Here is a 25,634-nt window from a genome sequence, read left to right on the forward strand (position 1 = left end):
CACGCCCCGGCACTCCGGGCAACACAGGCTGATCAGCGGTCTTTACGGCGCCCTTAACCTACGGCTTCGTAACCTACGGCTTCGTAGCCTACGATTCCGTAGGTTGCCGGCACCGCTCGCCGGGCCGTTGCCCCCTTCCCGTTCCCGTTCCCGTTCCCGTCCCCCTGGAGATCCCATGACGATCGCTTCCCCGCACCTCGGCAGCCCCTCCGTCTGGACCGACGCCCGGCTGTTGTACGCCCTGGAGGAAGTGGTCGAGAAGGAGCTCAACCGGCATCTGCAGGTCGCCAAGGACTGGATGCCGCACGAGTACGTGCCCTGGAGCGACGGCCGCAACTTCCCCGGCTTCTTCGAGGACGGCGAGGCCTGGGACAAGGAGCAGTCCAAGGTCACCGAGATCGGCCGGATCGCGCTGGTGGTGAACCTGCTGACCGAGGACAACCTGCCCAGCTACCACCACGAGATCGCCAGCCTGTTCGGCCGGGACGGCGCCTGGGGCACCTGGGTGCACCGCTGGACGGCGGAGGAGGGCCGGCACGGCATCGTGATGCGGGACTACCTGCTCACCTCCCGCGCGGTCGACCCGGACAAGCTGGAGCAGTTCCGGATGGCCCACATGAGCGAGGGCTTCGAGTCGGACAACCGGCACTCGATGCTGCACTCCGTCGCCTACGTCGCCTTCCAGGAGCTCGCGACCCGCATCTCGCACCGCAACACCGGCCACCAGTCCGGCGACCCGGTCTGCGACCGCATGCTGGCCCGCATCGCCACCGACGAGAACCTCCACATGGTCTTCTACCGGAACCTGCTCAAGGCGGCGTTCGAGCTGGCGCCCGACCTGACCATGCAGGCGGTGCGGGACGTCGTCGTCAACTTCCGGATGCCCGGCCACGGCATCCCGGGCTTCGAGCGGGCCGCCGCGCAGATGGCGATCGGCGAGGTCTACAACCTGCGCATCCACCACGACGACGTCCTGCAGCCGGTGCTGCGCTTCCTGAAGATCATGGAGATCGACGGCCTGGGCCCGGAGGGCCGCCAGGCGCAGGAGGAGCTCGGCCTGTTCATGGGCGGTCTGGACGCCGAGGCGGCCAAGTTCGACGAGAAGCTGGCCGCCCGCAAGGCCCGGATGGCGGCCCGCGCCGGCGGCTGACCGCACGGGGGACCGGAGGGCGCCCTCCACGGGCGCCGGCCCCGCGTGCCGGGGGCACCGTGTACCGGGGGCCACACGTACCGGGCGCCGGATCCTCCGGCGCGGGCGCAGGCGGCTGCGCCGTCCCCGGCAGTCCGGCGGTGCCGCCGCGGACCGGGGGTGCCGCCCGCGCTCAGGTCACGAACCGAGGGAGCAGCGCGGGGCGCGCCGCAGCTCCAGCCGCTCCTTCTCGGACAGGCCGCCCCAGACGCCGAACCGCTCGTCGTGGTCCAGCGCGTACTCCAGGCAGGCCGAGCGGATGGCGCACATGCCGCAGATCCGCTTGGCCTCCCGCACGGAGCTGCCGGGCTCGGGGAAGAAGAAGTCCGCCCCGGTCTGCGCGCACAGCGCCTCCGTCTGCCAGTCGGGGCCGGGCGTGGTGATGGTGTCGGTGTGCATGGCCAGCAGCCTGCCGGGCGGCGCAAAACGTTCGCTCAACGCCCGATCAACGCGCGGCGCGAGGGCCTCCGGCCGCCCCGATGGTGCCGTACCGCCGGCCGTCGCGCACGGCGGCGCTCCGAGGACGACGGTCCGGGGGCGATCGTCCGTGGGCGATCGTCCGTGGGCGGTGCGAGACTCGGCTGTGCGGACCACGGCACCGAGGAGGGCGACGATGCTCACCACCCGTTTCGTCACGGGCTCGCCGGCCTGGACCGACGTCGGGACGCCCGACCTCGACGGCGCGGTCGCCTTCTACGGCGGTGTCTTCGGCTGGACGTTCCGCCCGGCGGGTCCCGGCGCCGGCGGCTACGGCTTCTTTCAGCTGGACGGCAGGACCGTGGCCGGGGCCATGGAGACGCCGCCCGGCCAGGGCCCGCCGTCGTGGACGGTGTACTTCGAGACCCCCGACGCCGCGGCCGCGGCCGAGGCCGCCCGGCGGGCACGCGGCAGGGTGCTGGTCCCTCCGGCGGAGGTACGGGGGCAGGGCACCATGGCGGTCCTCGCCGACCAGGCGGGCGTGCCGTTCGGCGTCTGGCAGCCGGGCCGCACCGCGGGCGTCGACGCGGCCGGGGAGCCCGGCGCGCTGAGCCGGGTCGAACTGTTCACCGCGGACATCGCCCTGGCCGCCGCGTTCTACCACACCGTGCTCGGCCTGGAGACGTACGCCGCCTCCTTCCCCGACGGCACGCACACGTGCGTCAACCCGGCGGGCACCGGGGAGGACGCCGTGTTCGGCGACCTCGTGCCGCTGGCCGACGACCCGCTGGAGACGGAGGCGTCCTGGCTGCCCTCCTTCGAGGTGCCCGACGTCGACGCCGCCGTGGCGGCGGTGCGGCGGCTGGGCGGCACCGTCCGCGGGCCCGCCGCCGACACCCCGGGCATCGGCCGCACCGCCCGCCTCGCCGACCCCTGCGGCGCCCGCTTCGCGGTGATCCGGAGCGCCCCGCGGGAGGCGTGAGACGCTGCCCCCAGCACCACGGGCGGCCCCGCCGGCGAGACCTCCGGCCGTCATCCCCCCGTCCGGTCCTCGCACGGGTCCCTCCGTCCGGGCCACGAGACGGTCGGCGAACGGTGCGGCGGCAGGCGGGTGGTGCGCGGGGGCGAGGTCCCGGGGACGTCGCCCGGGCCGCCTCAGGCCGACGCCCGCCGGACCAGCGTCGTCGGCAGGACCACGCCGGGCGGCGGGGCGGCCCCGGGGACGTCCGCGGTCTCGCCGAGGAGGTCGTCCGGGGTGTGGCCGTCCAGGTGGCGCAGCAGCAGGCGGACCATCAGCCGGCCCATCGTCTCGATGTCCTGACGGACCGTCGTGAGCGGCGGGTCGGCCTGCTCGGCCACCGGCGGCATGTCGTCGAAGCCGACCACGGCGACGTCCTCCGGCACGCGCCGGCCGTGTTCGCGCAGTACCCGCAGCGCGCCCACGGCCATCATGTCGTTGCCCGCGAACACGGCGTCCAGGTCGGGGCGGCGGCCGAGGAGTTCGCGCATGGCGCGCTCGCCGCCGGCCGGGGTGAAGTCGCCCTCGGCCACCAGCCCGGGGTCGGCGTCCGCCGTGACGTCCCGGAAGCCGTCGAGCCGGTCCACGGCGGACGTCTGGTCGAGGGCTCCGGTGATGTGCGCGATCCGGGTGCGGCCCAGGCCGGCGAGATGCCGTACGGCCTCGCGGGCGCCGCCCCGGTTGTCGCTGTCCACGTACACGGCGCCGCCCGTGCCGTCGCTCCACCCCGGCCGGCCGCCGAACACGGTCGGCACCCCGGCGCTGTGGATCAGCTCCGGCAGCGGGTCGTCGAGGTGGAGCGAGAACACCAGCGCGCCGTCGACATGGCCGCCGGCGAGGTAGCGGCCCACCCGGGCGTGGTCGTCGCGGCCCTCCGTGAGCAGCAGCACGAGCTGGTTGTCGTGGGCGGTCAGCTCCTTGCTGATGCCGCGGAGCTGCCGGGCGAAGAAGGGGTCGGAGAAGACGCGGGTCTCCGGTTCGGCGATGACGACGGCGACGGCGTCGTGGCGTTTGGTCACCAGGCTGCGGGCGGCCTGGTTCGGTACGTAACCGAGCTCCTCCACCGCCCGCCGGACCCGCTCCACGAGGGCCTCGCGCACGCCCTGCGCGCCGTTGACGACACGGGAGACGGTGGCCCGCGAGACCCCGGCCCGCGCGGCCACGGCCTCCAGCGTGGGACGCGGCGCTGTCTCGGTCACTTCGGGGCTCCTCCTGCGTGCTTCCGGACAGGATAGCCGCGGGCCGCGCGGCAGGTGAGGGCGCGAGCGGCGGGAGGAACGCCCCACGCGGGCGGGCCGCCCCGTGGGCGGGCCGCCCGTCCGTCGAGGTGGCGCCCGTACGGCCCAGGGGTCACCGCCCAGGAGGCGCCATGAGGGCGCGGCAGCCCGCGGCGCCCTCCGGCCGACGGTGCCCGGCCCCGGCCACCCCCCGGACCGGCAGATCCACCCGACGCCCACCGCCCGCCGCCCGCGCGCTCCGCTCGCCGGTACGCGAGCCGGGACAGGGCCAGGTCCTTCCGGGGCAGGCCGACAGGCGCGTCCACGGAACGGGCCCGCCCGCCGGTCCGCCCGGGGTGCGCACCGCGCGGCACGTCGCCGAGGGTGGTGTCGACGGCCACCGGCAGTCGCCAGTGCCCCGTGGCGGTCGCCGGGTCGCAGTCGCCGACGACGAGGAGTGGCGCCGCGCGGTGGCCGTCGCGGAGTCCAGCGGGCCGGCAGGGCGCCGTCCGCCCCGTCGGGCGGGCGGATCGCCCCGCGCGGCGCCGGGCGGGCGCCGGGGAACTCGGCGTCGGCCTCGGCGGTGCGGGCGTCGGCGCCGGGCAGCAGTCCGGGCAGCGGGCCGTGGCCGTACCGGGGAACGGCGGGCCGGTGCGCACCCACCGGCCCGCGACGGGCGGTTCGCCCGTGCGGGCCGCGTCGTCCCGCGCGCCTCCACCCCGCAAGAAGCCGCCCCGCGAGAAGCCGCCCGCAGGAAGCCGCCCCGCAGGGCGCCCGGGCACGCCGCCGGTTCCGGCACCGCTTCGAGGTCACTGCGCGTCAGGGCGAGGGACGCCCGCCCACGGGTCCGTCAGTGCTCGTGACCGGGGTCGTGCGGGTCGTACCCCGGGATCGTGCCGTCCGGCTTCTTCACCAGGAACAGCCCCACCATCCCCATGTCGGAGTGGCTCTGCACGTGGCAGTGGTACATCCAGGCGCCCGCTCCGACGCCTTCCCCTGCGATCACCTGGAACCCGAAGGAGTCCGCCGGGCCGACGATCTTGTTGTCGACGACCTGGCTCGGGTCGTCGGGCCCGGTGAGCATGCCGGTACGGTTGTCGGCCCAGCGGTGACCGTGCAGGTGGAACGTGTGGTAGAACTCGCCGTGCGTGATCACCACGAACTCGACCCGGTCCCCCACGGTCGCCTCGAAGTCCGGGCCGCTGTGCGCCGGCCGGTTGTTGATCAGCATGTCGTTGAAGACGACCGTGTGCGTCCGGTCCGGCAGGACGTCGCCCTCGCGGCGGACGATCACCGGCCCGTAGAGACCCTTGCGGATGCCGCCCGTGCCGTGTTCCGTGCCCACCACGTGGTCGTGGTAGTGCCAGTAGCCGGCGCTGCCCGCCCGCCAGGTGCCGTCCTTGCGGCGGCCGGGGGTGTGGGTGCGCCAGGTGTAGGTGCGGGTGCCGCCGGGCTCGACGTCGCTGTGGTTGAGCCGGGTGCCGTCGCTGGAGATCTCGTAGTCCAGGCCGTGCACGTGCAGGCTCACCGGGACGTCCATCGTGTTCTCGAACTCGACGTGCAGCGTGTCGCCCTCGTTGAGCTCGATGAGCGGGCCGGGGACGGTCGCCCTGCCCTTCTCCAGTCCGTAGCCCAGCTGTCCGTCGGGCAGCTTCTCGGCGTACAGCTTCATGCGCCTCACCTCGCCTCCGGCGGGCGCCGTGCGCGCCGGGGTGTCGGCGCCGACGGCCCCGGGCGCCGTCGACAACGATGTCGTGAGGGCCGCGCCGCCCAGCAGGACCCCCCGGTTGAAGCTGCGTCGGTCCATGCGAACTCCCCGTCCTGGTAAGGGTCTTGAGGGATGTGCGAGGCGTGGCTGTCATGAACCTGTGAGACGGTACCGGCCGGGCGGCCGTTTATCCACGCCCAGGACAAAGTTCGGTGCAACGCGGTCATACCTCTTGGCGGGTGACGCGAAGGGGTCTAGCTTCCTTGGCGCTGCTGCCGTGACCGAGGAGATGCCCATGCACTTACGAGGGTCGAGCACGTCAGGACGACGGGTCTGGGCGGCCGCGGCGGCCGCCGCGGTGGTCGCCGGATCGCTGTCGGCTCCCGCCGCGAGCGCGCGCCCCGCTCCGGACCCACCGGTGACAACGATGTCGATCACCTCGCCTCCGGGCGGCGCGGACGTACGGGTGCTGGTCTTCCACGGCTCCGCCGCGGGCGGGGACGAGTCGCCGGTGGTGAACGCCGGTATCGAGGCGATCGAGCGGATCGGCCTGACCGGACCGGCGGACCAGCGCTTCGACATCACGGCCACCGGCGACGCCTCGGTCTTCACGGACGGGGCCCGGCTGGGCCGCTTCAACGCGATCGTGTTCCTGACCGGCGGCGGCGACGTGCTCGACCCCGAGCAGGAGGCCGGGCTGGAGGCGTACATGGAGGCCGGGGGCGGTTTCCTCGGCCTGCACGACGCGGCCCGCGCGGAGCCGTACTCGGACTGGTTCACCGGCCTCGTCGGCGCCCGGCCCGCCGCCTCCGGCCCGGCGGCCGCGCAGCGCGCCACCGTCGAGGTCGGCGACCGGCGGCACCCGGCGACCAAGGACCTGCCGGTGCAGTGGAAGCGCCTCGACAAGTGGCTGAACTGGGTGAAGAACCCGTCGGGCACGGTGCACACGGTCGCCCGGGTACGGGAGTCGACGTACCGGCCGGGGACGGGCGCCAACGGCTGGGACCACCCGGTCAGCTGGTGCCGGGACTACGACGGCGGGCGGTCCTTCTACACGGCCATGGGCGGCACGGCGTCCGCGTACGACGAGACGGACTTCCGCGCCCACCTGCGCGGCGCCCTGCTGTGGACGACCCGGCTGGTGCGGGCGGACTGCAAGGCCACCATCACCGGCAACTACCGGGCGGAACGGCTGACCCGGCCCAACCAGCCCGGGCTGAGCGACCAGATCGGCGAGCCGCACGGCCTGGTCACCGCGCCCGACGGCCGGGTGTTCTACATCGGCCGCGGCGGCGGCGACGCCTCGCGGCCGGTGGTGACCGACTGGAACGACCCCGACGTCGGCAAGGGCACGGGCCAGATCCACGTCTACGACCCGCGGACGAAGGAGGTCACCCTCGCCGGCGAGCTGACGGTCTTCGGCAACAAGGGCGGCGGCGACGAGCTGACCAAGGTCGAGGAGGGACTGCTCGGCATCGAGCTGGACCCGCGGTTCGAGCAGAACGGCTGGGTGTACCTGCACTACACGCCGCACGCGCGGATCGACCGCGACAGGCGGATCGCCGAGCGGCGCGTCTCCCGGTTCACGCTCGACCGGGCCACCGACCGGCTCGACCCCGGCAGCGAGAAGGTGCTGCTGGCGTGGCCGGTGCAGATCCACAGCTGCTGCCACGCGGGCGGCGGGATGGCGTGGGACTCCCGGGACAACCTGTACATCGCCACCGGCGACAACAACTCCAGCGGCTTCAGCGACGGTTACTCGGGCAACAACCCGCAGCCGAACTACCGGGGCGTCTCCTTCGCCGACGCGCGCCGCACCGCCGGCAACACCAACAACCTCAACGGCAAGATCCTGCGCATCCACCCGGAGCCCGACGGCACCTACACCCTCCCCGAGGGCAACCTGTTCACCGGGAAGGAGACCGACGAGGGCGGCGGCAAGACGCGCGGCGAGATCTACGTGATGGGCGTGCGCAACCCGGCGCGCATCTTCGTCGACAAGACCACCGACATCCTGTACGCGGGCTGGGTGGGGCCGGACGCGAGCGCCCCGTCGCCGGTCTGGGGTCCGGCCAAGTACGACACGTTCGCCGTGATCACCGAGGCGGGCAACCGGGGCTGGCCGTACTGCATGGGCAACCAGCAGCCCTACCGGGACCGCAACCTGCCCGATCCGTCGCAGCCGCTGGGCTGGTACGACTGCGACCGGCCGAGGAACGAGTCGCCGAACAACGACGGCCTGGTCGACCTGCCGCCGGTCACCGGCAACAACATCTGGTACTCCCCGCAGGGCGGCGCCCCGGACTACCCGCGCGACGCGAACGGCGTCCCGTCCTACCGGGCGGAGGAGGTCACCTACCGGCTGCCGTGGCTCAAGGGCGGCGGGCAGGCCGCGATGAACGGGCCGGTGTACCGGTCCGGGCAGGTCCCGGCGGACAGTGCCGTGGCATGGCCGCCGTACTGGGACGGCAAGTGGTTCGTCGGCGACTTCTACGACGGCGACCAGCCGCGCAACGCGGTGCTCATGGACCCGAGGACCCAGGGGGACGGCGGTCCGCCGGTGCACTCGGAGTCGCTGAAGAAGATCGTGCCGGTCGGCGAGGGCGGCATCCGCAACCTCATGGACTGGCGGTTCGGCCCGGACGGCGCGCTGTACGTCCTCGACTACGGCCGCGGCTTCTTCACCTCCGACACGCGGTCGGCGCTGTGGCGGGTGACGTACACGGGTGGCGGGCCGACCCCGGCCGCGGACCGACTGGCGAGGGGGTCACAGCGGTGACACGTCGACGACGCACCTGGACGGCCCTGCTGGCCGCCCTGCTGATGATGCTCGGTCTGCAGACCACGGCCGCGTCCGGGCAGCCGGACGGGCCCGCCGCGGCGGCCGCCGACCAGGTCCTCACCTGGACGGCCGGCAACGACATCGACCGGTACACCTCGGCCCCGCGGACCGCGGTCGCCGGTCCGGCGACGATCGTCTTCGAGAACAGCGCGGCGACCGGGAACACCACGGGCATGCCGCACACGCTGACGTTCGTGACGAGCGACCCGGAGTACAACGGCGACGTCCAGCTGAACATCCTGGCCAACCCCGGCGACGACGCGGGCGGCCGGCACACCGCCGAGGTGACGCTCACCCCCGGCCGCTACCTCTACCACTGCACGATCCCCGGCCACGGGCAGATGCGGGGTGTGCTGGTGGTCACCGAGGGCCAGGGCGGCGACACGACCCCGCCCGACGTCTCGGCGCACGTGAGCGGGACGCGGAACCCGCAGGGCCAGTACGTCGGTTCGGCGAGCGTGGCGCTGCACGCCACCGACGAGGGCGGCTCCGGCGTCGACCGGATCGAGTACGCGGTCGGCGAGTCGGGTGCCTGGCAGCCGTACACCGCGCCGGTCGTCGTCGACCAGGTCGGCAGTCACGTCGTGCGCTACCGCGCCCTGGACAAGGCGGGGAACGTCTCGGCGGAGGAGAGCGTCGCGTTCGCGGTCGTCGCGCCGCCGACCGGGGACACCGCGCCGCCGGAGACCTCGGCGACGGTCGGCGGCGAGCGGAACGCCGACGGCGCCTACATCGGCACGGCGACCGTCACCGTCTCCGCCTCCGACACCGGGTCCGGCGTCAACACCGTCGAGTACGCGCTCGGCACCGGCGCCTGGCAGCCGTACACCGCTCCCGTGATGGTGCACGGGGCCGGTGCCCACACCGTGCGCTACCGCGCCACCGACAAGGCGGGCAACGTCGCCGCCGAGAAGAGCGTGCACTTCACGGTCGTCGCCGCGCCCCCGCGGGACACCGTCGCCCCGGTGACGGGCGTGACCGTCGAGGGCACGCGCAACTCCGCCGGGGCGTACCTCAACAGCGCGAGGGTGACGGTCACGGCGACCGACGAGGGCGGTTCGGGCGTCGAGCGGATCGAGTACTCGCTCGACGGCGGCCCGTACCTGGCCTACACCGCCGCCGTGGTCGTGGACCGCGCGGGCGCGCACACCCTGGCCTACCGGGCGACCGACCGGGCCGGCAACACCGCCCCGGCGCGCACCGTGAGCCTCACGGTGGTCGCCGGCCAGGTCCCGGCCCCGGCCTGCCCGGAGTACGACGAGCGGCTGACGGTGATCGTCGGCACGGCCGACTCGGGCGTGCCCAACCGGGTCACCGGCAACCGGTGCCGGATCGGCGAGCTGATCGAGGACGAGAGGGAGTGGACGTCGCAGGCGCTGTTCCTCAAGCACGTCACGGCGGTGCTGGACCGGCTCCTGAAGGAAGGGGTGCTCGACCGGCGCGAGCACACCGCCGTCCGGGAGGCCGCCCGGCAGTCCGGCATCGGCAGGCCCGGGCAGACCGAGGGCTACCGCACGATCCTCGACGGCAGCCCGGAGTCCTTCGCCCGGTGGCAGCACGTGGGCGGCGGTTCGTTCGGCCTGAACGCCGACGGGTCGATCACCTCGGGCACCACCAGGGCGGGCCTGGGCATGCTGTGGTTCCCCGAGCGCAGGTACGGCGACTTCTCGCTGCGCCTGCAGTGGCGCGACGACGCCCCGGGCACCGGCAACGCCAACTCCGGCGTCCTCGTCCGCTTCCCGTGGGTGCACGACCACCCGGAGGAGTCCCGGCCGGAGTGGGTCGCCATCAAGTACGGCCACGAGGTGCAGGTGTTCGACCGGCCCGACGGCGACATGTACAAGACGGGTTCGGTCTACGGCTTCGACCGGGTCGGGCTCGCCGGTGCCGGGGTCACCCAGAAGGGCACCTGGAACGACTACGAGATCCGGGTGGTCGACCAGCACTACGCGGTCTACCGCAACGGCGTGCTGATCAACGAGTTCGACAACACCGGCGGCCAGGAGTTCGCCCCGCCCCGCTCGGACGACCCGGGCACGGACGGGCGCAGGTTCGCCTCCGGCTACCTCGGGCTCCAGGTGCACGGCACGACGGACGTGGTCTCCTACCGGGACATCCGGATCAGGGAGCTGTAGGCCCGCCGGGGGCACTGTCCTCCTCGCCCGGCCCGGCTGTACCCGCTTCGGCTCCCCCGGCGTCTCCGGGTGGTCGGGCGGGTACGGCAGGTCGCCCGGCCCGCGGTCGTGCTCGTCGCGGCGGGCCGGTTCGAGCGGGGCCTCCGGGGGGAAGCGGTGGCCGTGCGGACCCCGGCGCCGTTCGTCGCCTTCGGCCTGCCGGCCCCGGCGGACGAGCCGCTGCCGGACGTGCCGCCGGCGCCCGGACCGGACCCCGGAGAGCCGCACGTCCGCGCAGCCGGAGGAGGCGGTCCGGTACGGCCCGGCGGTCCCGGGCGCCCGGCCGGCCGTTACGGCTGCATCAGGACCTTGACCGCGCCGTCCTGCTTGCGCTGGAACATCTCGTAGGCGCGCGGGGCGTCCGACAGCGGCACCCGGTGGGTGGCGAAGTCGTCGACGCCGAGGGGGTCCTCGTCGGTGAGGTACGGCAGGATGTCGTCGCTCCAGCGGCGCACGTTGGCCTGGCCCATGCGGATCTGGACCTGCTTGTCGAACAGGGTGAGCATCGGCAGCGGGTCGGCCATGCCGCCGTAGACCCCGGACAGCGAGATGGTCCCGCCGCGCCGCACCAGGTCGATGGCGGTGTACAGGGCGGCGAGCCGGTCGACGCTGAAGCGTTCGGACATCGGGCCGCTGAGCTTGCGCGGCAGCAGGGAGGCGGTGTTCTGCACCAGGCGGGCCACCGCGCTGCCGTGGGCCTCGGTGCCGACGGCGTCGATCACGGCGTCCGGGCCGCGTCCGTCGGTCTCGTCGCGGATCGCGGCGACCAGTTCCTTCTCGTCGTCGAAGGACCGCAGGTCGAACGTCTCCACGCCCCGCGCGCGGGCCCGGGCCAGCCGCTCCGGGACCAGGTCGACGCCGAACACCCGTCCGGCGCCGCGCACCTGGGCGACCCGGCAGGCCATGTCGCCGATGGGGCCGAGACCGAGCACGGCGATGCTGCCGCCCTGCGGGACGTCGGCGTAGGCGACCGCCTGCCAGGCGGTGGGCAGGACGTCGGAGAGGTAGACGAAGCGGTCGTCGGGCGGGCCCTCGGGCACCTTGATCGGCCCGTACTGCGCCTGCGGGACGCGCAGGTACTCGGCCTGGGCGCCGGGCACCGCGCCGTACAGGCGGGTGTAGCCGAACAGGGCCGCGCCCATGCCCTCGCCGGTGACCTGGGTGGTCTCGCACTGGGTCGGGAGCCCGGTCAGGCACATCCAGCAGTTGCCGCAGGCGATCTGGAACGGCACCACGACCCGGTCCCCCACCTGCAGGTCGGGCACGCCGGCGCCGACCTCCTCGACGATGCCCATCGGTTCGTGGCCGAGGATGTCGCCCGGCGTCATGAACGGGGTGAGCACCTCGTACAGGTGCAGATCGGATCCGCACAGTCCCGTGGAGGTGACGCGGATGATCGCGTCCGTCGGCTCCTGGATCTTCGGATCGGGCACGCTCTCCACGCGCACGTCCCGCTTGCCCTGCCAGGTGACTGCCCTCATCGCCTCGTGCTCCCTCCGTCACGCTTGCGCGTCGGTCGTACGGCCAGGGCCGGGTACCCGGGCGCCCCGCCCCGAACCGCCCCCGCGGGCCGCGCCCCGGCCGCCCGGTGCCGGTCCGGCGGGATCTGGCCGTCGGGGACCGGCAGGCGCACAATCGAGTGACCTGCGTCATCCGAGGCGTCCCGGTCCGAGGCGCCCCTGGTCCGAGGCGCGTGGACGGTGGGCATGGCACGAGGAGCGCGCACCCGGCGCGCCGCGGCGGCCGCGGCGCTGCTGGCCGCCGCGGTGACGGCCTCCCTCGTGGCGGGCTGCACGGACGACGGCGACGACGGGGGGCGGCCCAGCGCCTCGCCGGTACAGCCGTCACCGCGGCAGCCGTCACCGCGGCAGCCGGGCGGCGGGCCGCCGCTGCTCGCCGTGAAGATCGACAACGCGCCGGCCGCCCGGCCCCAGACGGGCGTGGACGCGGCGGACGTGGTGTACGCGGAGCAGGTCGAGGGCGGGCTGAGCCGCCTGATGGCGGTGTACGCGACCCGGCTGCCGGAGGCCGTCGGGCCGGTGCGCAGCGCCCGCGAGTCCGACCTGGAGCTGCTGCGCCAGTTCGGCCGGCCGGTGCTCGCCTTCTCCGGGGCGCAGAGCAGGCTCCTGCCGGTCATCGACGCGGCCCCGGTCGACGCCCGGACACCCCGCGAGGCGTCGGGCGCCTACTTCCGCGGCACCGGCAGGCCCGCCCCGCACAACCTCTACGTACGCCCCGGCGCGCTCCTGCCCGCCCCGCCCGGCGCCGGCGCCCTGACCACCGGCTTCCGCTACGGCGCCGCCCCGGACGGCGGCACGGCCGTGGCCTCCCGCACGGTCCGCTACCCGGCGGCCCGCTTCACGTTCACCTGGTCCGGGGCCCGCGACCGCTGGCTGGTCGCCCTGGACGGCACGCCCGCCGTGACGACCGGCGGGGCGCGGGTGGCGGCGGCGACCGTGGTGGTGCAGTACGTGACCGTCCGCGCGTCCGCCTACCGGGACTTCCGCGGCAGCAACTCGCCGTACACCGAGACGGTGGGCTCCGGGAGGGCGACGGTGCTGCGCGACGGGCGGGCCCACGAGGTGCGCTGGGAGCGCACGCGGGCGGCGGAGGGCACGGCGTTCACCACGGGCGACGGCACGCCGGTGAACTTCGCGCGGGGCCCGGTGTGGGTGGTGTACGTGCAGGCGCCCTGAGGGACGGGCGCCCCGAGGGGCGGGGTGGGCGGGGTGCGGTCCCCTCGCGGCGCCGGCGGCCCGCTCAGCGCGGCGCGGCCACGGGCTCGGCCGGGTTGCGCAGCCCTTCCGCCGCGTCGGCGACCCGCCGGATGAGCTCGAAGAAGAGGGCCTGCTCCGCGTCGGTCAGCGGGGCGAGGAAGACCTGGTTCATCCGGGCGGTGCGCACGGTCAGCCTGCGGTGGGTGCGGACGCCCTCGTCGGTGAGGCGCAGCAGGAACCGGCGGCCGTCCTGCGGGTCGCGCACCTTGTCGAGCAGGCCGCGGCGGCCGAGCCGGCTGATCACCTCGGCGATGGTCGACCGGTCCAGTCCCACCCGCTCCCCGACGGTCCGCTGGTCCAGGCGGTCCGGTTCGTCGACGAGGGTGTTGAGGACCGCGAACTGCGGCGAGGTGATCTCCTCGGAGACCATCGCGTTCCAGAGCAGGTAGTGCGCCTGCTGGAGCCGCCGGGCCAGGTGCCCGGGATGGGTGGTCAGGTCCACCGCGGCCATGTGCGCTCCCACGGTCGTTTTCGTTGGTGCACTGAACGATACCCGGCCGATCTCCCCCTGTCTGCCCTCCCGCGGACGCCCGGTGCACCGCTGAGCAGGGTCTTGACGCTCCGTCCCTCCGGTGGCAACGTGAGGGCAACCTCGCAGAAATACTCAGTGCCCTGATTAATTCGGTGTCGGGCCGCTAGGAAGAGATGGGGCTTCTCGGATGGACAAGGTGGTCGCCTCCGCCCTGGAGGCGGTGGCGGACGTGCCGGACGGCGCGTCGCTGGCGGTCGGCGGCTTCGGGCTGAGCGGCGTGCCGAACGTGCTGATCCAGGCGCTGTACGAGCGGGGCGTCGGCGGGCTGTCGGTGGTCTCCAACAACTGCGGGGCGATGGAGTCCGGGCTCGCGGTGCTGCTGGCGGCCGGGCGGATCGCCCGGGTGACCGGTTCCTACATCGGCGCCAACAAGGAGTTCGCCCGCCAGTACCTGGCCGGGGAGCTGGAGGTGGAGCTGATCCCGCAGGGCACGCTGGCCGAGCGGCTGCGGGCGGGCGGGGCCGGCATCCCGGCGTTCTACACCCCGGCCGGGGTCGGCACCCAGGTCGCCGAGGGCGGACTGCCCTGGCGCTACGACGGGCAGGGCGGGGTCGCGCTGGCCTCCCCGCCCAAGGAGGTCCGGGAGTTCGACGGCACCGAGTACGTCCTGGAGCGCGGCATCCGCACCGACTTCGCGCTGGTGCGGGCGGCCCGGGGCGACCGGCACGGCAACCTGGTGTTCAACAAGTCCGCCCGCAACTTCAACCCGCTCGCGGCCATGGCCGGCAAGGTCACCGTCGCCGAGGTGGAGGAGCTGGTGGAGCCCGGCGAGATCGAGCCGGACGCGGTGCACCTGCCGGGCGTCTTCGTGCAGCGCGTGGTCGCGCTCAGCCCGGAGCAGGCGGCGGACAAGAAGATCGAGCAGCGGACGGTGAGCAGCTGATGGCCTGGACGCGTCAGGAGATGGCCGCGCGGGCGGCCCGGGAACTGCGGGACGGGCAGTACGTCAACCTGGGCATCGGCCTGCCCACGCTGATCCCCAACCACCTGCCCGAGGGCGTCGAGGTGGTCCTGGAGTCGGAGAACGGCATCCTGGGCACCGGCCCCTACCCCACCGAGGACCAGGTCGACCCGGACCTGATCAACGCGGGCAAGGAGACCGTCACGGTCCTGCCCGGCGCCTCCTTCTTCGACTCGGCGCTGTCCTTCGGGATGATCCGCGGCGGGCACATCGACGTCGCGGTCCTCGGCGCCATGCAGGTGTCCGAGAAGGGCGACCTGGCCAACTGGGCGGTCCCGGGCAAGCTCGTCACCGGCATCGGCGGCGCGATGGACCTCGTGCACGGCGCCCGCACGGTGATCGTGGTGATGACCCACACCGCCAAGGACGGCTCCCCGAAGATCCTGCGGGAGTGCGCGCTGCCCCTGACCGGCAGGGCGTGCGTCAACCGGATCATCACCGACCTCGGCGTCCTGGACGTCACCGACGACGGGCTGGTGCTCGTGGAGTGCGCCCCGGGCGTGACCGCCGACGAGATCGCCGCCAAGACCGACGCCCGCCTGATCCTCCCGGAGGCCGCCCGATGAAGGACGTCTACGTCGTCGACGCCGTACGCACCCCGATCGGCCGCTACAACGGCGCCCTGGCGAGCGTGCGCCCGGACGACCTGGCGGCGCACGCCGTCCGCGAACTCCTCGCGCGCACCCCCGCGCTGGACCCGGCCCGCGTCGAGGACGTCTACTTCGGCAACGCCAACGGCGCCGGCGAGGAGAACCGCAACGTCGGCCGGATGGCCGCCCTGCTCGCGGGCCTGCCGACCTCCGTGCCGGGCGTCACCGTCAACCGGCTGTGCGCCTCCGGCCTGGAGGCGGTGATCCAGGCCGCCCGCGCCGTCGCGGCCGGGGACGCCTCCGTCGCCGTCGCGGGCGGCGTGGAGTCGATGACCCGCGCGCCGTACGTCCTGCCCAAGAACGACAGGCCGTTCCCCGCCGGGCACGCCGAGCTGTACTCGACCACCCTCGGCTGGCGCATGGTCAACCCGAGGATGGACCCGCAGTGGACCGTCCCGCTCGGCGAGAGCGCGGAGCTGATCGCCGAGAAGCACAAGATCGGCCGGGAGCAGCAGGACGAGTTCGCCCTGCACAGCCACCGCAAGGCCGCCCGCGCCCAGGCCGAGGGACTGTTCGGGCCCGAGCTCGTGCCCGTCCCGGTGCCGCAGCGCAAGGGCGACCCGGTCGTCGTCGCCGCCGACGAGAGCGTCCGCCCGGACGCCTCCCTGGCGGCCATGGCCAGGCTGAAGCCGTCGTTCCGGCCCGAGCACGGCACGGTGACCGCGGGCAACGCCTCCCCCCTCAACGACGGCGCCGCCGCGCTGCTGCTCACCGACGAGGAGGGCCTGAAGGCCACCGGCCGCGAGCCGCTGGCCCGGATCGCGGCGACCGGGGTCTCCGCGCTCGACCCGCACTACTTCGGTCTCGCCCCCGTCGAGGCGGTCAACCGGGCACTGGCCAAGGCCGGCAAGGGCTTCGCCGACCTGGACGTGCTGGAGCTGAACGAGGCGTTCGCCGCCCAGGTCCTCGGCTGCGTCGCCGAGTGGCCCGAGTTCGACCCCGCGATCCTCAACCCGCAGGGCGGCGCCATCGCCCTCGGCCACCCGCTCGGCGCCTCCGGCGCCCGGCTCGCCGGCACCGTCGCCCACCAGCTCGCCCGCAAGGGCTCCGGCGTCGGCGTCGCCACCCTCTGCATCGGCGTCGGCCAGGGTCTCGCCCTGGTCCTGGAGCGCTGAGCGCGCCGCGCCGCCCGACCGCGGGTCCGCGGTGGCCGGCCGCCCACGTCCGCCCCCGAGGGCCGCGGAGCCACGCCCCTCCCCCTCAACGAGACCGTCAGGAACGCCATGACTCTCACCCAGCACGACATCGACCAGGAGATCGCGGCCGAGCACGCCGCGTACGAGAAGCGGGTCGCCGACGGCGCCCCGGTCGAGCACCACCCGCGCCGCGACTACGCCCCGTACCGCTCCTCGGTGCTGCGCCACCCCAAGCAGCCGCCGGTCACCATCGACGTCACCAAGGACCCGGAGCTGGTGGAGCTGTCCTCCCCCGCCTTCGGCGAGCGGGACATCACGGAGATCGACAACGACCTGACCCGGCAGCACACCGGGGAGCCGATCGGCGAGCGCATCACCGTGTCCGGCCGGCTGCTCGACCGCGACGGGCGCCCGATCCGCGGCCAGCTCATCGAGATCTGGCAGGCCAACTCGGCGGGCCGCTACGCCCACCAGCGCGAGCAGCACGACGCCCCGCTCGACCCGAACTTCACCGGTGTGGGCCGCACCCTCAGCGACGACGAGGGCCGCTACCACTTCACCACCATCCAGCCGGGCCCGTACCCGTGGCGCCAGCACCTCAACGCCTGGCGGCCCGCCCACATCCACTTCTCGATCTTCGGCACGGCCTTCACCCAGCGGCTGGTGACGCAGATGTACTTCCCCAGCGATCCGCTCTTCCCGTACGACCCGATCATCCAGTCGGTGACGGACGACGCCGCCCGGCAGCGGCTGATCGCGACGTACGACCACAACCTGTCGGTGCCGGAGTTCTCGATGGGCTACCACTGGGACATCGTGCTCGACGGACCGCAGGCCACCTGGATGGAAGAGGGGCGCTGACCCACCATGACGAAGATCGACACCAGCCGTCCGGAGACCGTGCTGCCCACCCCGTCGCACACGGTCGGCCCCTTCTACGGCCACGCCCTGCCCTTCCCCGGCGGCGGCGACATCGCGCCCGTCGGCCACCCGGACGCCATCGCCCTGCAGGGCTACGTGTACGACGGCAACGGCGACCCGCTGCCGGACGCCTTCGTGGAGCTGTGGGGGCCGGACCCGGACGGCGAACTGCCGCGCGTCGACGGCTCGATGCGCCGCGACCCGGCCAGCGGCGGCTTCCTGGGCCGCAACGGCGTGGAGTTCACCGGCTGGGGCCGCGTCCAGACCGACGCCAACGGCCACTGGTCCGCGCGGACGCTGCGCCCGGGCGCCCGCGGGCGCAACGCCCCGTACCTCAGCGTCTGCGTCTTCGCGCGCGGCCTGCTGGTGCACCTGTTCACCCGGATCTACCTGCCGGGCGACCCGGCGGCGCTGGCCGCCGACCCGCTGCTGGCGCGGCTGGACGAGGCGCGCCGCGACACGCTGGTCGCGAAGGACGACGGCAAGGGCACCTACCGTTTCGACATCCGCCTTCAGGGCGAAGGCGAGACGGTCTTCCTGGAGTTCCAGTGACACCCGACGCTGCCGACACCGGCCTGCTCGCCCCCGGCTGGGCGGGCTCCCCCGCCGCCGCGGCGACCGGCGACACCGCGTACCTGCGGGCGCTGCTCGACGCGGAGGCCGCGCTGACCCGCGCCCAGGCGGCGCTGGGCCTGGTCCCGGCCGAGGCGGCGACGGCGGTGACCGAGGCGGCCGACCCGGCGCGCTTCGACGCCGCCTCGCTCGCCGAACGGGCCCGCGGCGGCGGGAACCCGGTGATCCCGCTGGTCGCCGACCTGACGCAGGCGGCCGGCGAGCGGTACGGCCCGTACGTCCACCGGGGGGCGACCAGCCAGGACATCATGGACACGGCGACGATGCTGGTCGCCGCGCGGACGCTGGAGCCCGTCCTCGCCGACCTCGCGCGCACGGAGCGGGCGCTGGCCCGGCTGGCCGCCGAGCACCGCGACACCGCGATGCCGGGCCGCACGCTCACCCAGCACGCGGTGCCGACGACGTTCGGGCTGAAGGCGGCCGGCTGGCGCTCCCTGGTGCTCGACGCGCGCGACCGGCTGACCGCGGTGCGGGACGCGCTGCCCGTCCAGCTCGGCGGCGCCGCGGGCACCCTGGCCGCCTTCACGGCGTACGGCGCCGGCGACGCGACCGCGCTGCCGGCGGCCTACGCCCGGGAACTGGGGCTGCGCGCCCCGTTGCTGCCCTGGCACACGCTGCGCACCCCCATCGCCGACCTCGCCGGGGCCCTGGCCTTCGCGGCGGGGGCGCTGGGCAAGCTCGCGGCGGACGTGCTGGTGCTGTCCCGCACCGAGATCGCCGAGGTGGCCGAGGGCGGCGGCGGCGGTTCGTCGGCCATGCCGCACAAGGCGAATCCGGTGCGGGCGACGCTGATCGCGGCGGCCGCCCGGCGCGCGCCGCAGCTCGCCGCCACGCTGTACGGCTCGCTGGCGGCCGAGGACGAGCGGCCGGCCGGGGCCTGGCACGCCGAGTGGGAGCCGCTGCGGGACCTGCTGCGGCTGACCGGCGGGGCCGCCCGGGACGCCGCCGCACTCGCCGAAGGGCTGCGGGTGCGTCCGGAGGTCATGCGGGACCACCTCGGGCTGACCCACGGGCTGATCGTGTCCGAGCGGCTGTCGGCCGAGCTCGCGCCGGTGCTCGGCCGGGCCCGGGCCAAGGCGCTGCTCACCGAACTCGCCCGGCGGACCTACGAGGAGGACCGCGACCTCGGCGAACTCCTGGCGGAACGGCCCGAGTCGAAGGACGCGGCGGTCGACACCGACCCCGCCCGCTACACCGGCTCCGCCGGAGCCCTCACCGACCGTGCTCTGGAGCGACGTTGACCGAGAAACTCCTCAACCACCGCGCCGAGGGGCCCGCTTCGGCTCCCCCGCTGCTGCTGGGCCCGTCCCTGGGCACGTCGTACGCCCTGTGGGACAAGGTGGCGCCCGAGCTGTCGATCACCCACCGGGTGGTCCGCTGGGACCTGCCGGGGCACGGCGGCTCCGCGGCCGGCCTGATCGGCCCCGGGGCGACCGTCGGCGACCTCGCCGGCCTGGTGCTGGCGCTCGCCGACTCCCTCGGCATCGAGCGGTTCGCGTACGCGGGCGTGTCGCTGGGCGGCGCGGTCGGCCTGCACCTGGCCGTGCACCATCCGCAGCGGCTCTCCTCACTGGCCGTGATCTGCTCCTCGGCGCACTTCAACGGGGCCCGGCCGTGGGAGGAACGGGCCGCGCTGGTGCGCCGCGAGGGGCTGGACGGGCTCGCGGAGAACGCGCCCGCCCGGTGGTTCACGCCCGGCTTCACCGTGCCCGGGCTGGTCGCCGACCACCGCGCCGCCGACCCGGACGCGTACGCCGCCTGCTGCGACGCGCTGGCCGCGTTCGACCTGCGGGACCGGCTCGCCGGCATCCGTGTGCCGACGCTGCTGGTGGCGGGCCGCGAGGACCCGGCGACGCCGCCCGCGCACCTGCGGGAGATCGCCGACGCGGTGCCCGGCGCCGCGCTGACCGAGATCCCGGGCGCCTCGCACCTGGCGCCCGCCGAACGCCCGGAGGCGGTGCTCGCCGCGCTGCGCGCGCACCTCGGCGGCACCGCCCGGCGGGGCATGGAGGTGCGGCGCGAGGTGCTGGGCGACGCCCACGTGGACCGGGCGCAGGCCCGGCAGACCCCGTTCACGGCCCGCTTCCAGGACTTCATCTCGCGCTACGCCTGGGGCGAGATCTGGACCGACCCGACGCTGACCCGCCGGGAACGCAGCATGATCACGCTGACGGCGCTGGTCGCGCACGGCCACTACGAGGAGCTGGCCATGCACGTGCGGGCCGCCCGGCGCAACGGGCTCACCCCCGACGAGATCGGCGCGGTGCTGCTGCAGACGGCCGTGTACTGCGGCGTCCCGGCGGCGAACTCGGCGTTCGCGGCGGCCCAGCGGGTGCTGGCGGAGGAGTCCGCCGACGGCAGCGCCGCGGGGTGACCCCACCGGCCGGGCCCCGGCGGGGCTCGCCGGGGCCCGGCCGGCGGCCTACCGTGGAGGCATGCCGACCCTCCTGGTCACCGGCGCCGCCCCGGGCCCCGGCCGGTACGTCGCCTTCGAGCCGGTCCGCGGCGGGCACCCGGCCCTCGCCCACGGCCGCGGCGCCGGCCGCACCGGACGCCTCGTCGAGGAACTGCGCGAAGGGGGCGACACCGAGGGGTTCGTCGCCGGCCCGGCCTGCCCGGCGCGGGTCCGCGAGCCGGCAGCGCAGGTCCGCGAACCGGCGGCGCAGGTCACCGAGGCGTGCCCCGGCCTCGACGTGCTGATCGGCAACGCGGGCGTCGGCTTCGGCGCGCCCGGCGCCGGCCGGGAGCCCGGCGCCGACGGGCACGAACCGCGGCCGGTGGTCAGCCACCTGGCGACGGCGGTGCTGGCCCGCGCGCTGCCGCCGGTGCCGCTGGTGCCGCGCGCGAACGCGTCCGCGCGGATCGTCGACGCCGGCCCGGCCGGCCAGGAGCCCGTGGACTTCGCCGGCCCCGAACTCGCCCGCGGCCACGGCGGTGTGCCGGCGTACTGCCGCGGCACGTGCGCGCCGGCCGCGCTCGCCGGGGAGCCGGCGGGCACCGGCGTCGCGGTGGACGTGCCGCACCCGGCGGCCTCCAGGGACACGGCGGTGGTGCGGGAGGCGGGTGTGGGTCCGAGGCGCACGGTCGCCGACGGCGCGCGCGGCGTCCTGGCCCCGGCGACGGGGGACGCCGGCACCGGCGGCCGCTTCGACGGCACCCGTCCGGCGCGGGCGCACGCGGCGGCCCGGGGCCCCGAGGTGCGCGGACGGCCGGCGGTGGCCGGTCGGCTGCTCGGCATGTAGACGGTGCGGACCCGTGACAGCGCGCCCACGCACACGGCCTACCGCGGTCCGACGGCCGCCGCCAGCTCCGCGCTCGCCAAGGCCACCAGCCCGTCCGCCCCGCAGGACCGCGCCAGCGCCAGGCCCCGGTCGAGCTCGGCCACCGAGCGCGCGGCGATGCCGTACTCGACGCGGGCGGCGGCGTGTTCGTACTGGCAGGGCGAGGACTCCAGGTAGGTGACCGCCTGCTCGGCGAGCCGGACCGCGCGCTGGCCGGTCTCCAGCGCGGCGGCGCAGCGCAGGGCCTCGCCGATGGCGGTGTCGGTGCCGAAGCGCTCCGCCTGCCGGCGGACGTCGAGGGCGAGCCGGGCGGCCCGGGCCGGGTCCTCGGTGGCGAGGGCGCGGGCCAGGTCGGCCGCCCAGGGCACCAGCACGGGGTTGTGGTGGCCGCGTGCGGCGGCGGCCTTCTCGGCGGCCTCCAGCTCGTTGATCCCGTCCTTGGTGCGGCCCACCGCCAGCAGCAGCCGGCCGCGCACCGAACGCGGGTCCGGCAGCACGATGGTGGAGGGGTAGGGCGGCGCGAAGCCGTGGCGTCCGGCGACGTCCCAGGCCTCGTCGACGTGGCCGCGGGCGAGCAGGGTGTCGACGAGGTTGCAGGTCGCGGTCCAGTACAGCGGCAGGCCGCGGCCGACCCGCTCGGCGAGCCGCAGGGACTCGCGCAGGGAGGCCTCCGCCTCCTTCAGACGGCCCCGCCTGCGGTGGCCGAGTCCGACGTAGGCGTGCGCCAGGGCGAGGTGGCCGCCGCTCCAGCCGGCCGTCTCGTAGGCGCGCAGCGCCTCGTTGTAGAGGGACTCGGCCCGGTCGAGCCGGTCGGTGAAGCCGTACGTGTTGGCGAGCATCAGCAGCAGTTCGATGCCCCACTCGGTGTCGGTCCAGCCGAGGCCGGGCGCCAGGCGGCCGTTGACCAGGGCCCGGTCGCACAGCTCGACGATCTCCTCGGCGTTCTCGCCGTGCATGAGGGCGTCGAAGCCGCGCAGGATGAGCAGCGCGCGCTCGGCGTTGTCGCGGCCGGTGCAGGTGCGGGCGAGGCCGGCGAGCCGCTCGGAGCGGCCGGGCGAGGTGGTCTCGCCGGCGTGGATGCCCTCCCACATGAACTGCACGGCCTGCAGCCGCATCCGGGCGGGGCCCGGCTCCAGGCGGGCGGCCTCCGCCTCGACGGTGCGGACGGCCTCCTCCATCTGGTCGTTGTGCAGCAGCGCCTGGGAGAGGCGGACGACGGCGTCGACGCGCCGGCCGGCGTCCAGGCCGGGCATGCCGAGCGCGGTGCGCAGGTGGCCGATGGTGCGGGCGGGCGCGGTCAGCAGGGTGGCGCAGCCCAGTTCGTACAGGACGTGGGCGTGGACCTCGGGGGTGGGCGGTTCCTCCAGGGCGCGTTCCAGGCAGCGGCGGGCGGCGTCCGGGGCGCCGACGGCGAGGTGTTCGCGGGCCGCCTCGCGCAGCTGGTCGACGAGTTCCTCGTCGGCGTCGGGGTGGACCTCCAGCAGGTGCCGGGCGGCGGCCGCGGCGCCCCGGCCGGAGTCGGTGACGACCCGGGCGGCGATGCCGTGCATGGCGGTGCGCAGGGCGTCGGGGATGGAGTTGTAGACGGCGGTGGCGATCAGCGGGTGGACGAACTCCAGCTCGTCGTCGCCGGGCCGGCCGGCCGCGGGGTCGGGGGCGGTCAGGATGCGGGCGTCGCGCAGGAGTTCGGCGCACCGCGCGGCGTCGGCGCGCGGGAGCGTGGCGAGTTCGGCGACCAGGTCGACGGAGATGCCCGTGCCGAGGATGGCGGCGGCCCAGGCGAACCGGGTGGCGTCGATGCCGAGCTGCTCCAGGCGGGCGACGAGGCCGCCGCCGCGGGCGGAGCGGTTGAGCTCGCGCAGTTCGCCCGCCCGCGCCTCGACCGGTTCCAGTTCGCTGTCCTGCACCTTGGCGAGGAGTTCGACGGTCTCGTACGGGTTGCCGGCGGTGACGGCCCACACCTCGCGGCAGAACGCGGCGTCGGCGTGCTCGCCGAGGGTGGCGCGGGTCAGGCCGGCGGTCGCGTCCGGGGTGAGCGCGCTCAGGGTGGCCACGGGGCGGCCGGACGCGGCGGCGACCGCGTCCAGGTGCTCGGCGCCGCCGACGTCGCCGGGCCGGCGGGCCACCACGACCAGGACGGACAGGTCGTCGAGGCGCTCGGCGAAGGCGGCGAGCCAGCGCAGGCTCTCCTGGTCGGCCCAGTGGGCGTCGTCGAGGAGCAGCACCAGCGGCCACTCGCGCCGGGCGAAGCGGCGGACGGCGGCGACGAGTCCGTCGCAGACGTACGTCGGGTCGGCGGGCCGGTCGCCGGGGTCCGCTATGCCGAGGGCGGGACCGGCGATGTCGTACCAGTCGCCGAGGTACTCGCGCATCTCCTCGGGGAGCGTGGCGACCAGCGCGGGCTGGAGCAGCTGCCGGACGACGTTGAAGGGGACCGAGCGCAGGGTCTCGCCGCCGCGCGCCGACCACACGGTGCAGCCGCGGGCCTCGGCGATGCGGCGCGTCTCCGCCAGCAGGGCCGTCTTGCCGAGTCCGGCGTCGCCGCTGAACACCAGTAAGCTGCCGGACGACTGGCGGTCCGCGCACAGGGTGTCGACCGCCTGCCGGACGGCGGCGACTTCCTCGTCGCGCTCCCACAGGGAAGCCGAGGCGCCGGCCGTGGGCCGTACCTCCGTCATCCCGCTACCTCCCCAAGTCGCCCGAACGACGTACAGACCTCGAGCGTAGTCCTCCGGAAGCCGTGGCGGAGGCAGCTCGGGGCAGCTGTTGCCGTGACGGGTGACACCGGGTGCCGGGGGACGACGCGCCGGGCCCGCCACCAGCCGTCTTGTCCGTCAACCGTGGCCAACATCCGTCCGGATGGCGTCTGTTGTCCGGTTCCGAACGCGATGCCGGGATCGCGGCCGGGGACGAGGGGGTGCCTCTCATCCCTCTTTCACCGAGGCCTCATACGGTGGGGGCATGACGCAGGAGACTCCTCCCGGGTGGTACCCCGACCCCGGGCAGACAAGTGACGGTCCCGCCACCGAGCGCTGGTGGGACGGCAGGGCGTGGACGGACCGGACCCGTCCCGCGGGGTCGGCCGCCGCGTGGGGTCCCCCGGCGCAGCAGCCGGCCGCCGAGGACGGGGCGGCGCAGCACGGCCCCGGGCCGGTGCACCCGGGCCCGGCCGGCCCGCCGCAGCACCCCGGCCATCCGGCCTATCCGGCCTATCAGGGCCATCCGGCCTACCCGGCGTACCCCGGCGCCGCGCCGCCCGGGCCGCGGCGCGGGGTGCGCACGGGCATAGCCGTGGCGGTGGCCGCCGTGGTCCTCGCGAGCATCGGTGTCGGCGTGTACGCGCTCACCGACGGCGACGGGGGCGGCGGGGGTTCCGCCGCCTCGCAGGGGCAGGACGGCGGGCAGGGCGGACCGTTCGGCGGGCCGGGCGGGTCCGGGGGCTCCGGGGGCCCGGGCGGCTCCGAGGGGCCGAGTCCGTCGCCGGAGGGCTCCGGGGCGCCGCGGATCGAGAGCGGCTCGGTGACCGACGGGGTCAGCGGGATCAGCCTGCCCATCCCGGACGGCTGGTACGGCCAGGAGCTGTCCGTCGGCGCGCAGGTGTCGTCCGAGAGCTCCTACCCGTGCCCCGGCGACACCTCCGCCACCTGCACCAAGGGCGGGGCGTACTCGGCGCCCGCGCTGGCGCTCGGCACCAAGGGCGACACCGCCGAGGAGGTCGCGAAGGCGGACATCTCCGCCAACGCGGAGGAGTCCTACGGCGGCAAGAGCTACGGCTCGATCACCTCGCACGACGTGCTGGCCTCCAAGGCGGTGACGGTGGCCGGGCAGAAGGGCTACCTGGTCCGCTGGAAGGCGGTCACCGGCAAGGGCGCCGACGGCTACGTCCAGTCGCTCGCCTTCCCCTCCCCCGCCGACCCGCGGCGGATGGTCGTCGTCCGGGTGGGCGTCGACACCGACCAGCGGCAGGCCGTCCTCGACGAGATCACCGAGGGCATCGAGGCGTCGGAGGGCGGCGGCACCGGCCAGGACGTCTGACCGCCCCCGGGCACGCGACGGCCGGGTGGGGCGCCCCTCCGCTCGAGGGGAACCCCACCCGGCCGGGGGGTGCGCGCCGCCCCCGTCCCCACGGTGCGGCGCGGACAGGTCGCCGCCCGGTCATCCCGCGGACGGCGGCCTGG

At 75.2% G+C, this 25,634-nt stretch carries 20 protein-coding genes; 14 read left to right on the forward strand and 6 right to left on the reverse strand.

Annotation, left to right across the window (positions count from 1 at the left end):
* Window positions 1–175: 175 nt before the first annotated feature.
* The gene (locus tag ACIF8T_RS20935) at window positions 176–1,150 is read left to right on the forward strand and encodes an acyl-ACP desaturase (RefSeq protein ID WP_400037123.1); all 975 of its coding nucleotides are present in this window, start codon (window positions 176–178) and stop codon (window positions 1,148–1,150) included.
* 177 nt (window positions 1,151–1,327) lie between these two features.
* Here the strand turns inward: ACIF8T_RS20935 and ACIF8T_RS20940 are convergent, their stop codons facing one another.
* On the reverse strand, window positions 1,328–1,627 hold the full coding sequence (locus ACIF8T_RS20940) for a WhiB family transcriptional regulator (protein WP_400037124.1): 300 nt from the start codon (window positions 1,625–1,627) through the stop codon (window positions 1,328–1,330).
* Window positions 1,628–1,802: 175 nt separating this feature from the next.
* Between ACIF8T_RS20940 and ACIF8T_RS20945 the strand changes: the two genes are divergently transcribed.
* Window positions 1,803–2,588 carry a VOC family protein gene (locus tag ACIF8T_RS20945; protein WP_400037126.1) on the forward strand — a complete coding sequence of 262 codons (786 nt, stop codon included), beginning with the start codon at window positions 1,803–1,805 and terminating at the stop codon, window positions 2,586–2,588.
* Window positions 2,589–2,761: 173 nt separating this feature from the next.
* Here the strand turns inward: ACIF8T_RS20945 and ACIF8T_RS20950 are convergent, their stop codons facing one another.
* Window positions 2,762–3,823 (reverse strand): LacI family DNA-binding transcriptional regulator, encoded by a 1,062-nt coding sequence (locus ACIF8T_RS20950; RefSeq protein ID WP_400037128.1) that lies wholly within the window; start codon window positions 3,821–3,823, stop codon window positions 2,762–2,764.
* A gap of 868 nt (window positions 3,824–4,691) precedes the next feature.
* A complete protein-coding gene (locus tag ACIF8T_RS20955) occupies window positions 4,692–5,648 on the reverse strand; it encodes a multicopper oxidase domain-containing protein (RefSeq protein ID WP_400037130.1) in 957 nt (318 codons plus the stop codon).
* A gap of 196 nt (window positions 5,649–5,844) precedes the next feature.
* On the opposite strand from ACIF8T_RS20955, the gene ACIF8T_RS20960 reads away from it, so the two are divergent.
* Together ACIF8T_RS20960 and ACIF8T_RS20965 are read left to right on the forward strand one after the other, a co-directional pair.
* A complete protein-coding gene (locus ACIF8T_RS20960; RefSeq protein ID WP_400037132.1) occupies window positions 5,845–8,328 on the forward strand; it encodes a ThuA domain-containing protein in 2,484 nt (827 codons plus the stop codon).
* 44 nt (window positions 8,329–8,372) lie between these two features.
* The gene (locus tag ACIF8T_RS20965; protein ID WP_400037589.1) at window positions 8,373–10,526 is read left to right on the forward strand and encodes an OmpL47-type beta-barrel domain-containing protein; all 2,154 of its coding nucleotides are present in this window, start codon (window positions 8,373–8,375) and stop codon (window positions 10,524–10,526) included.
* A 329-nt stretch (window positions 10,527–10,855) separates the two neighbouring features.
* Here the strand turns inward: ACIF8T_RS20965 and ACIF8T_RS20970 are convergent, their stop codons facing one another.
* Window positions 10,856–12,046 (reverse strand): zinc-dependent alcohol dehydrogenase, encoded by a 1,191-nt coding sequence (locus ACIF8T_RS20970; protein WP_400037134.1) that lies wholly within the window; start codon window positions 12,044–12,046, stop codon window positions 10,856–10,858.
* A 225-nt stretch (window positions 12,047–12,271) separates the two neighbouring features.
* Here ACIF8T_RS20970 and ACIF8T_RS20975 point away from each other — a divergent pair, with 225 nt between their 5' ends.
* Window positions 12,272–13,261, forward strand: a complete 990-nt coding sequence (locus tag ACIF8T_RS20975) for a DUF3048 domain-containing protein (protein ID WP_400037136.1) — start codon at window positions 12,272–12,274, stop codon at window positions 13,259–13,261.
* A gap of 64 nt (window positions 13,262–13,325) precedes the next feature.
* On the opposite strand, the gene ACIF8T_RS20980 is transcribed toward ACIF8T_RS20975, so the two are convergent.
* Window positions 13,326–13,793: a MarR family winged helix-turn-helix transcriptional regulator gene (locus tag ACIF8T_RS20980; RefSeq protein WP_400037137.1), complete on the reverse strand. Its 468-nt coding sequence runs from the start codon at window positions 13,791–13,793 to the stop codon at window positions 13,326–13,328.
* A gap of 208 nt (window positions 13,794–14,001) precedes the next feature.
* Between ACIF8T_RS20980 and ACIF8T_RS20985 the strand changes: the two genes are divergently transcribed.
* The 8 genes from ACIF8T_RS20985 to ACIF8T_RS21020 all read left to right on the forward strand — a co-directional run bounded on the left by ACIF8T_RS20985 (window position 14,002) and on the right by ACIF8T_RS21020 (window position 21,417).
* Window positions 14,002–14,757: a CoA transferase subunit A gene (locus ACIF8T_RS20985; protein WP_400037139.1), complete on the forward strand. Its 756-nt coding sequence runs from the start codon at window positions 14,002–14,004 to the stop codon at window positions 14,755–14,757.
* Window positions 14,757–15,401, forward strand: a complete 645-nt coding sequence (locus ACIF8T_RS20990; protein WP_400037141.1) for a CoA transferase subunit B — start codon at window positions 14,757–14,759, stop codon at window positions 15,399–15,401. The genes ACIF8T_RS20985 and ACIF8T_RS20990 overlap by 1 nt, the downstream gene beginning before the upstream one ends.
* Entirely contained in the window at window positions 15,398–16,600 is a 1,203-nt protein-coding gene (locus tag ACIF8T_RS20995) for a thiolase family protein (protein ID WP_400037143.1), read from the forward strand. The genes ACIF8T_RS20990 and ACIF8T_RS20995 overlap by 4 nt, the downstream gene beginning before the upstream one ends.
* Before the next feature lie 108 nt (window positions 16,601–16,708).
* The gene (pcaH, locus tag ACIF8T_RS21000; RefSeq protein ID WP_400037145.1) at window positions 16,709–17,482 is read left to right on the forward strand and encodes a protocatechuate 3,4-dioxygenase subunit beta; all 774 of its coding nucleotides are present in this window, start codon (window positions 16,709–16,711) and stop codon (window positions 17,480–17,482) included.
* A 6-nt stretch (window positions 17,483–17,488) separates the two neighbouring features.
* Window positions 17,489–18,094, forward strand: coding sequence for a protocatechuate 3,4-dioxygenase subunit alpha (gene pcaG / locus ACIF8T_RS21005; protein WP_400037147.1), 606 nt, complete (start codon window positions 17,489–17,491; stop codon window positions 18,092–18,094).
* Complete coding sequence (gene pcaB / locus ACIF8T_RS21010) at window positions 18,091–19,416, forward strand: 3-carboxy-cis,cis-muconate cycloisomerase (protein ID WP_400037149.1); 1,326 nt, start codon at window positions 18,091–18,093, stop codon at window positions 19,414–19,416. The genes pcaG and pcaB overlap by 4 nt, the downstream gene beginning before the upstream one ends.
* Window positions 19,413–20,549: a 3-oxoadipate enol-lactonase gene (gene pcaD / locus ACIF8T_RS21015; RefSeq protein WP_400037151.1), complete on the forward strand. Its 1,137-nt coding sequence runs from the start codon at window positions 19,413–19,415 to the stop codon at window positions 20,547–20,549. The genes pcaB and pcaD overlap by 4 nt, the downstream gene beginning before the upstream one ends.
* Before the next feature lie 61 nt (window positions 20,550–20,610).
* Complete coding sequence (locus ACIF8T_RS21020) at window positions 20,611–21,417, forward strand: 3-oxoacyl-ACP reductase (protein WP_400037153.1); 807 nt, start codon at window positions 20,611–20,613, stop codon at window positions 21,415–21,417.
* A 38-nt stretch (window positions 21,418–21,455) separates the two neighbouring features.
* Here the strand turns inward: ACIF8T_RS21020 and ACIF8T_RS21025 are convergent, their stop codons facing one another.
* A complete protein-coding gene (locus tag ACIF8T_RS21025; RefSeq protein WP_400037155.1) occupies window positions 21,456–24,134 on the reverse strand; it encodes an ATP-binding protein in 2,679 nt (892 codons plus the stop codon).
* Between the two features lie 283 nt (window positions 24,135–24,417).
* Between ACIF8T_RS21025 and ACIF8T_RS21030 the strand changes: the two genes are divergently transcribed.
* The gene (locus ACIF8T_RS21030; RefSeq protein ID WP_400037157.1) at window positions 24,418–25,491 is read left to right on the forward strand and encodes a DUF2510 domain-containing protein; all 1,074 of its coding nucleotides are present in this window, start codon (window positions 24,418–24,420) and stop codon (window positions 25,489–25,491) included.
* Window positions 25,492–25,634: the final 143 nt, after the last annotated feature.

Origin of the sequence: Streptomyces sp. NPDC085946 (assembly GCF_044540485.1) — a bacterium.
Lineage (GTDB): Bacteria > Actinomycetota > Actinomycetes > Streptomycetales > Streptomycetaceae > Streptomyces.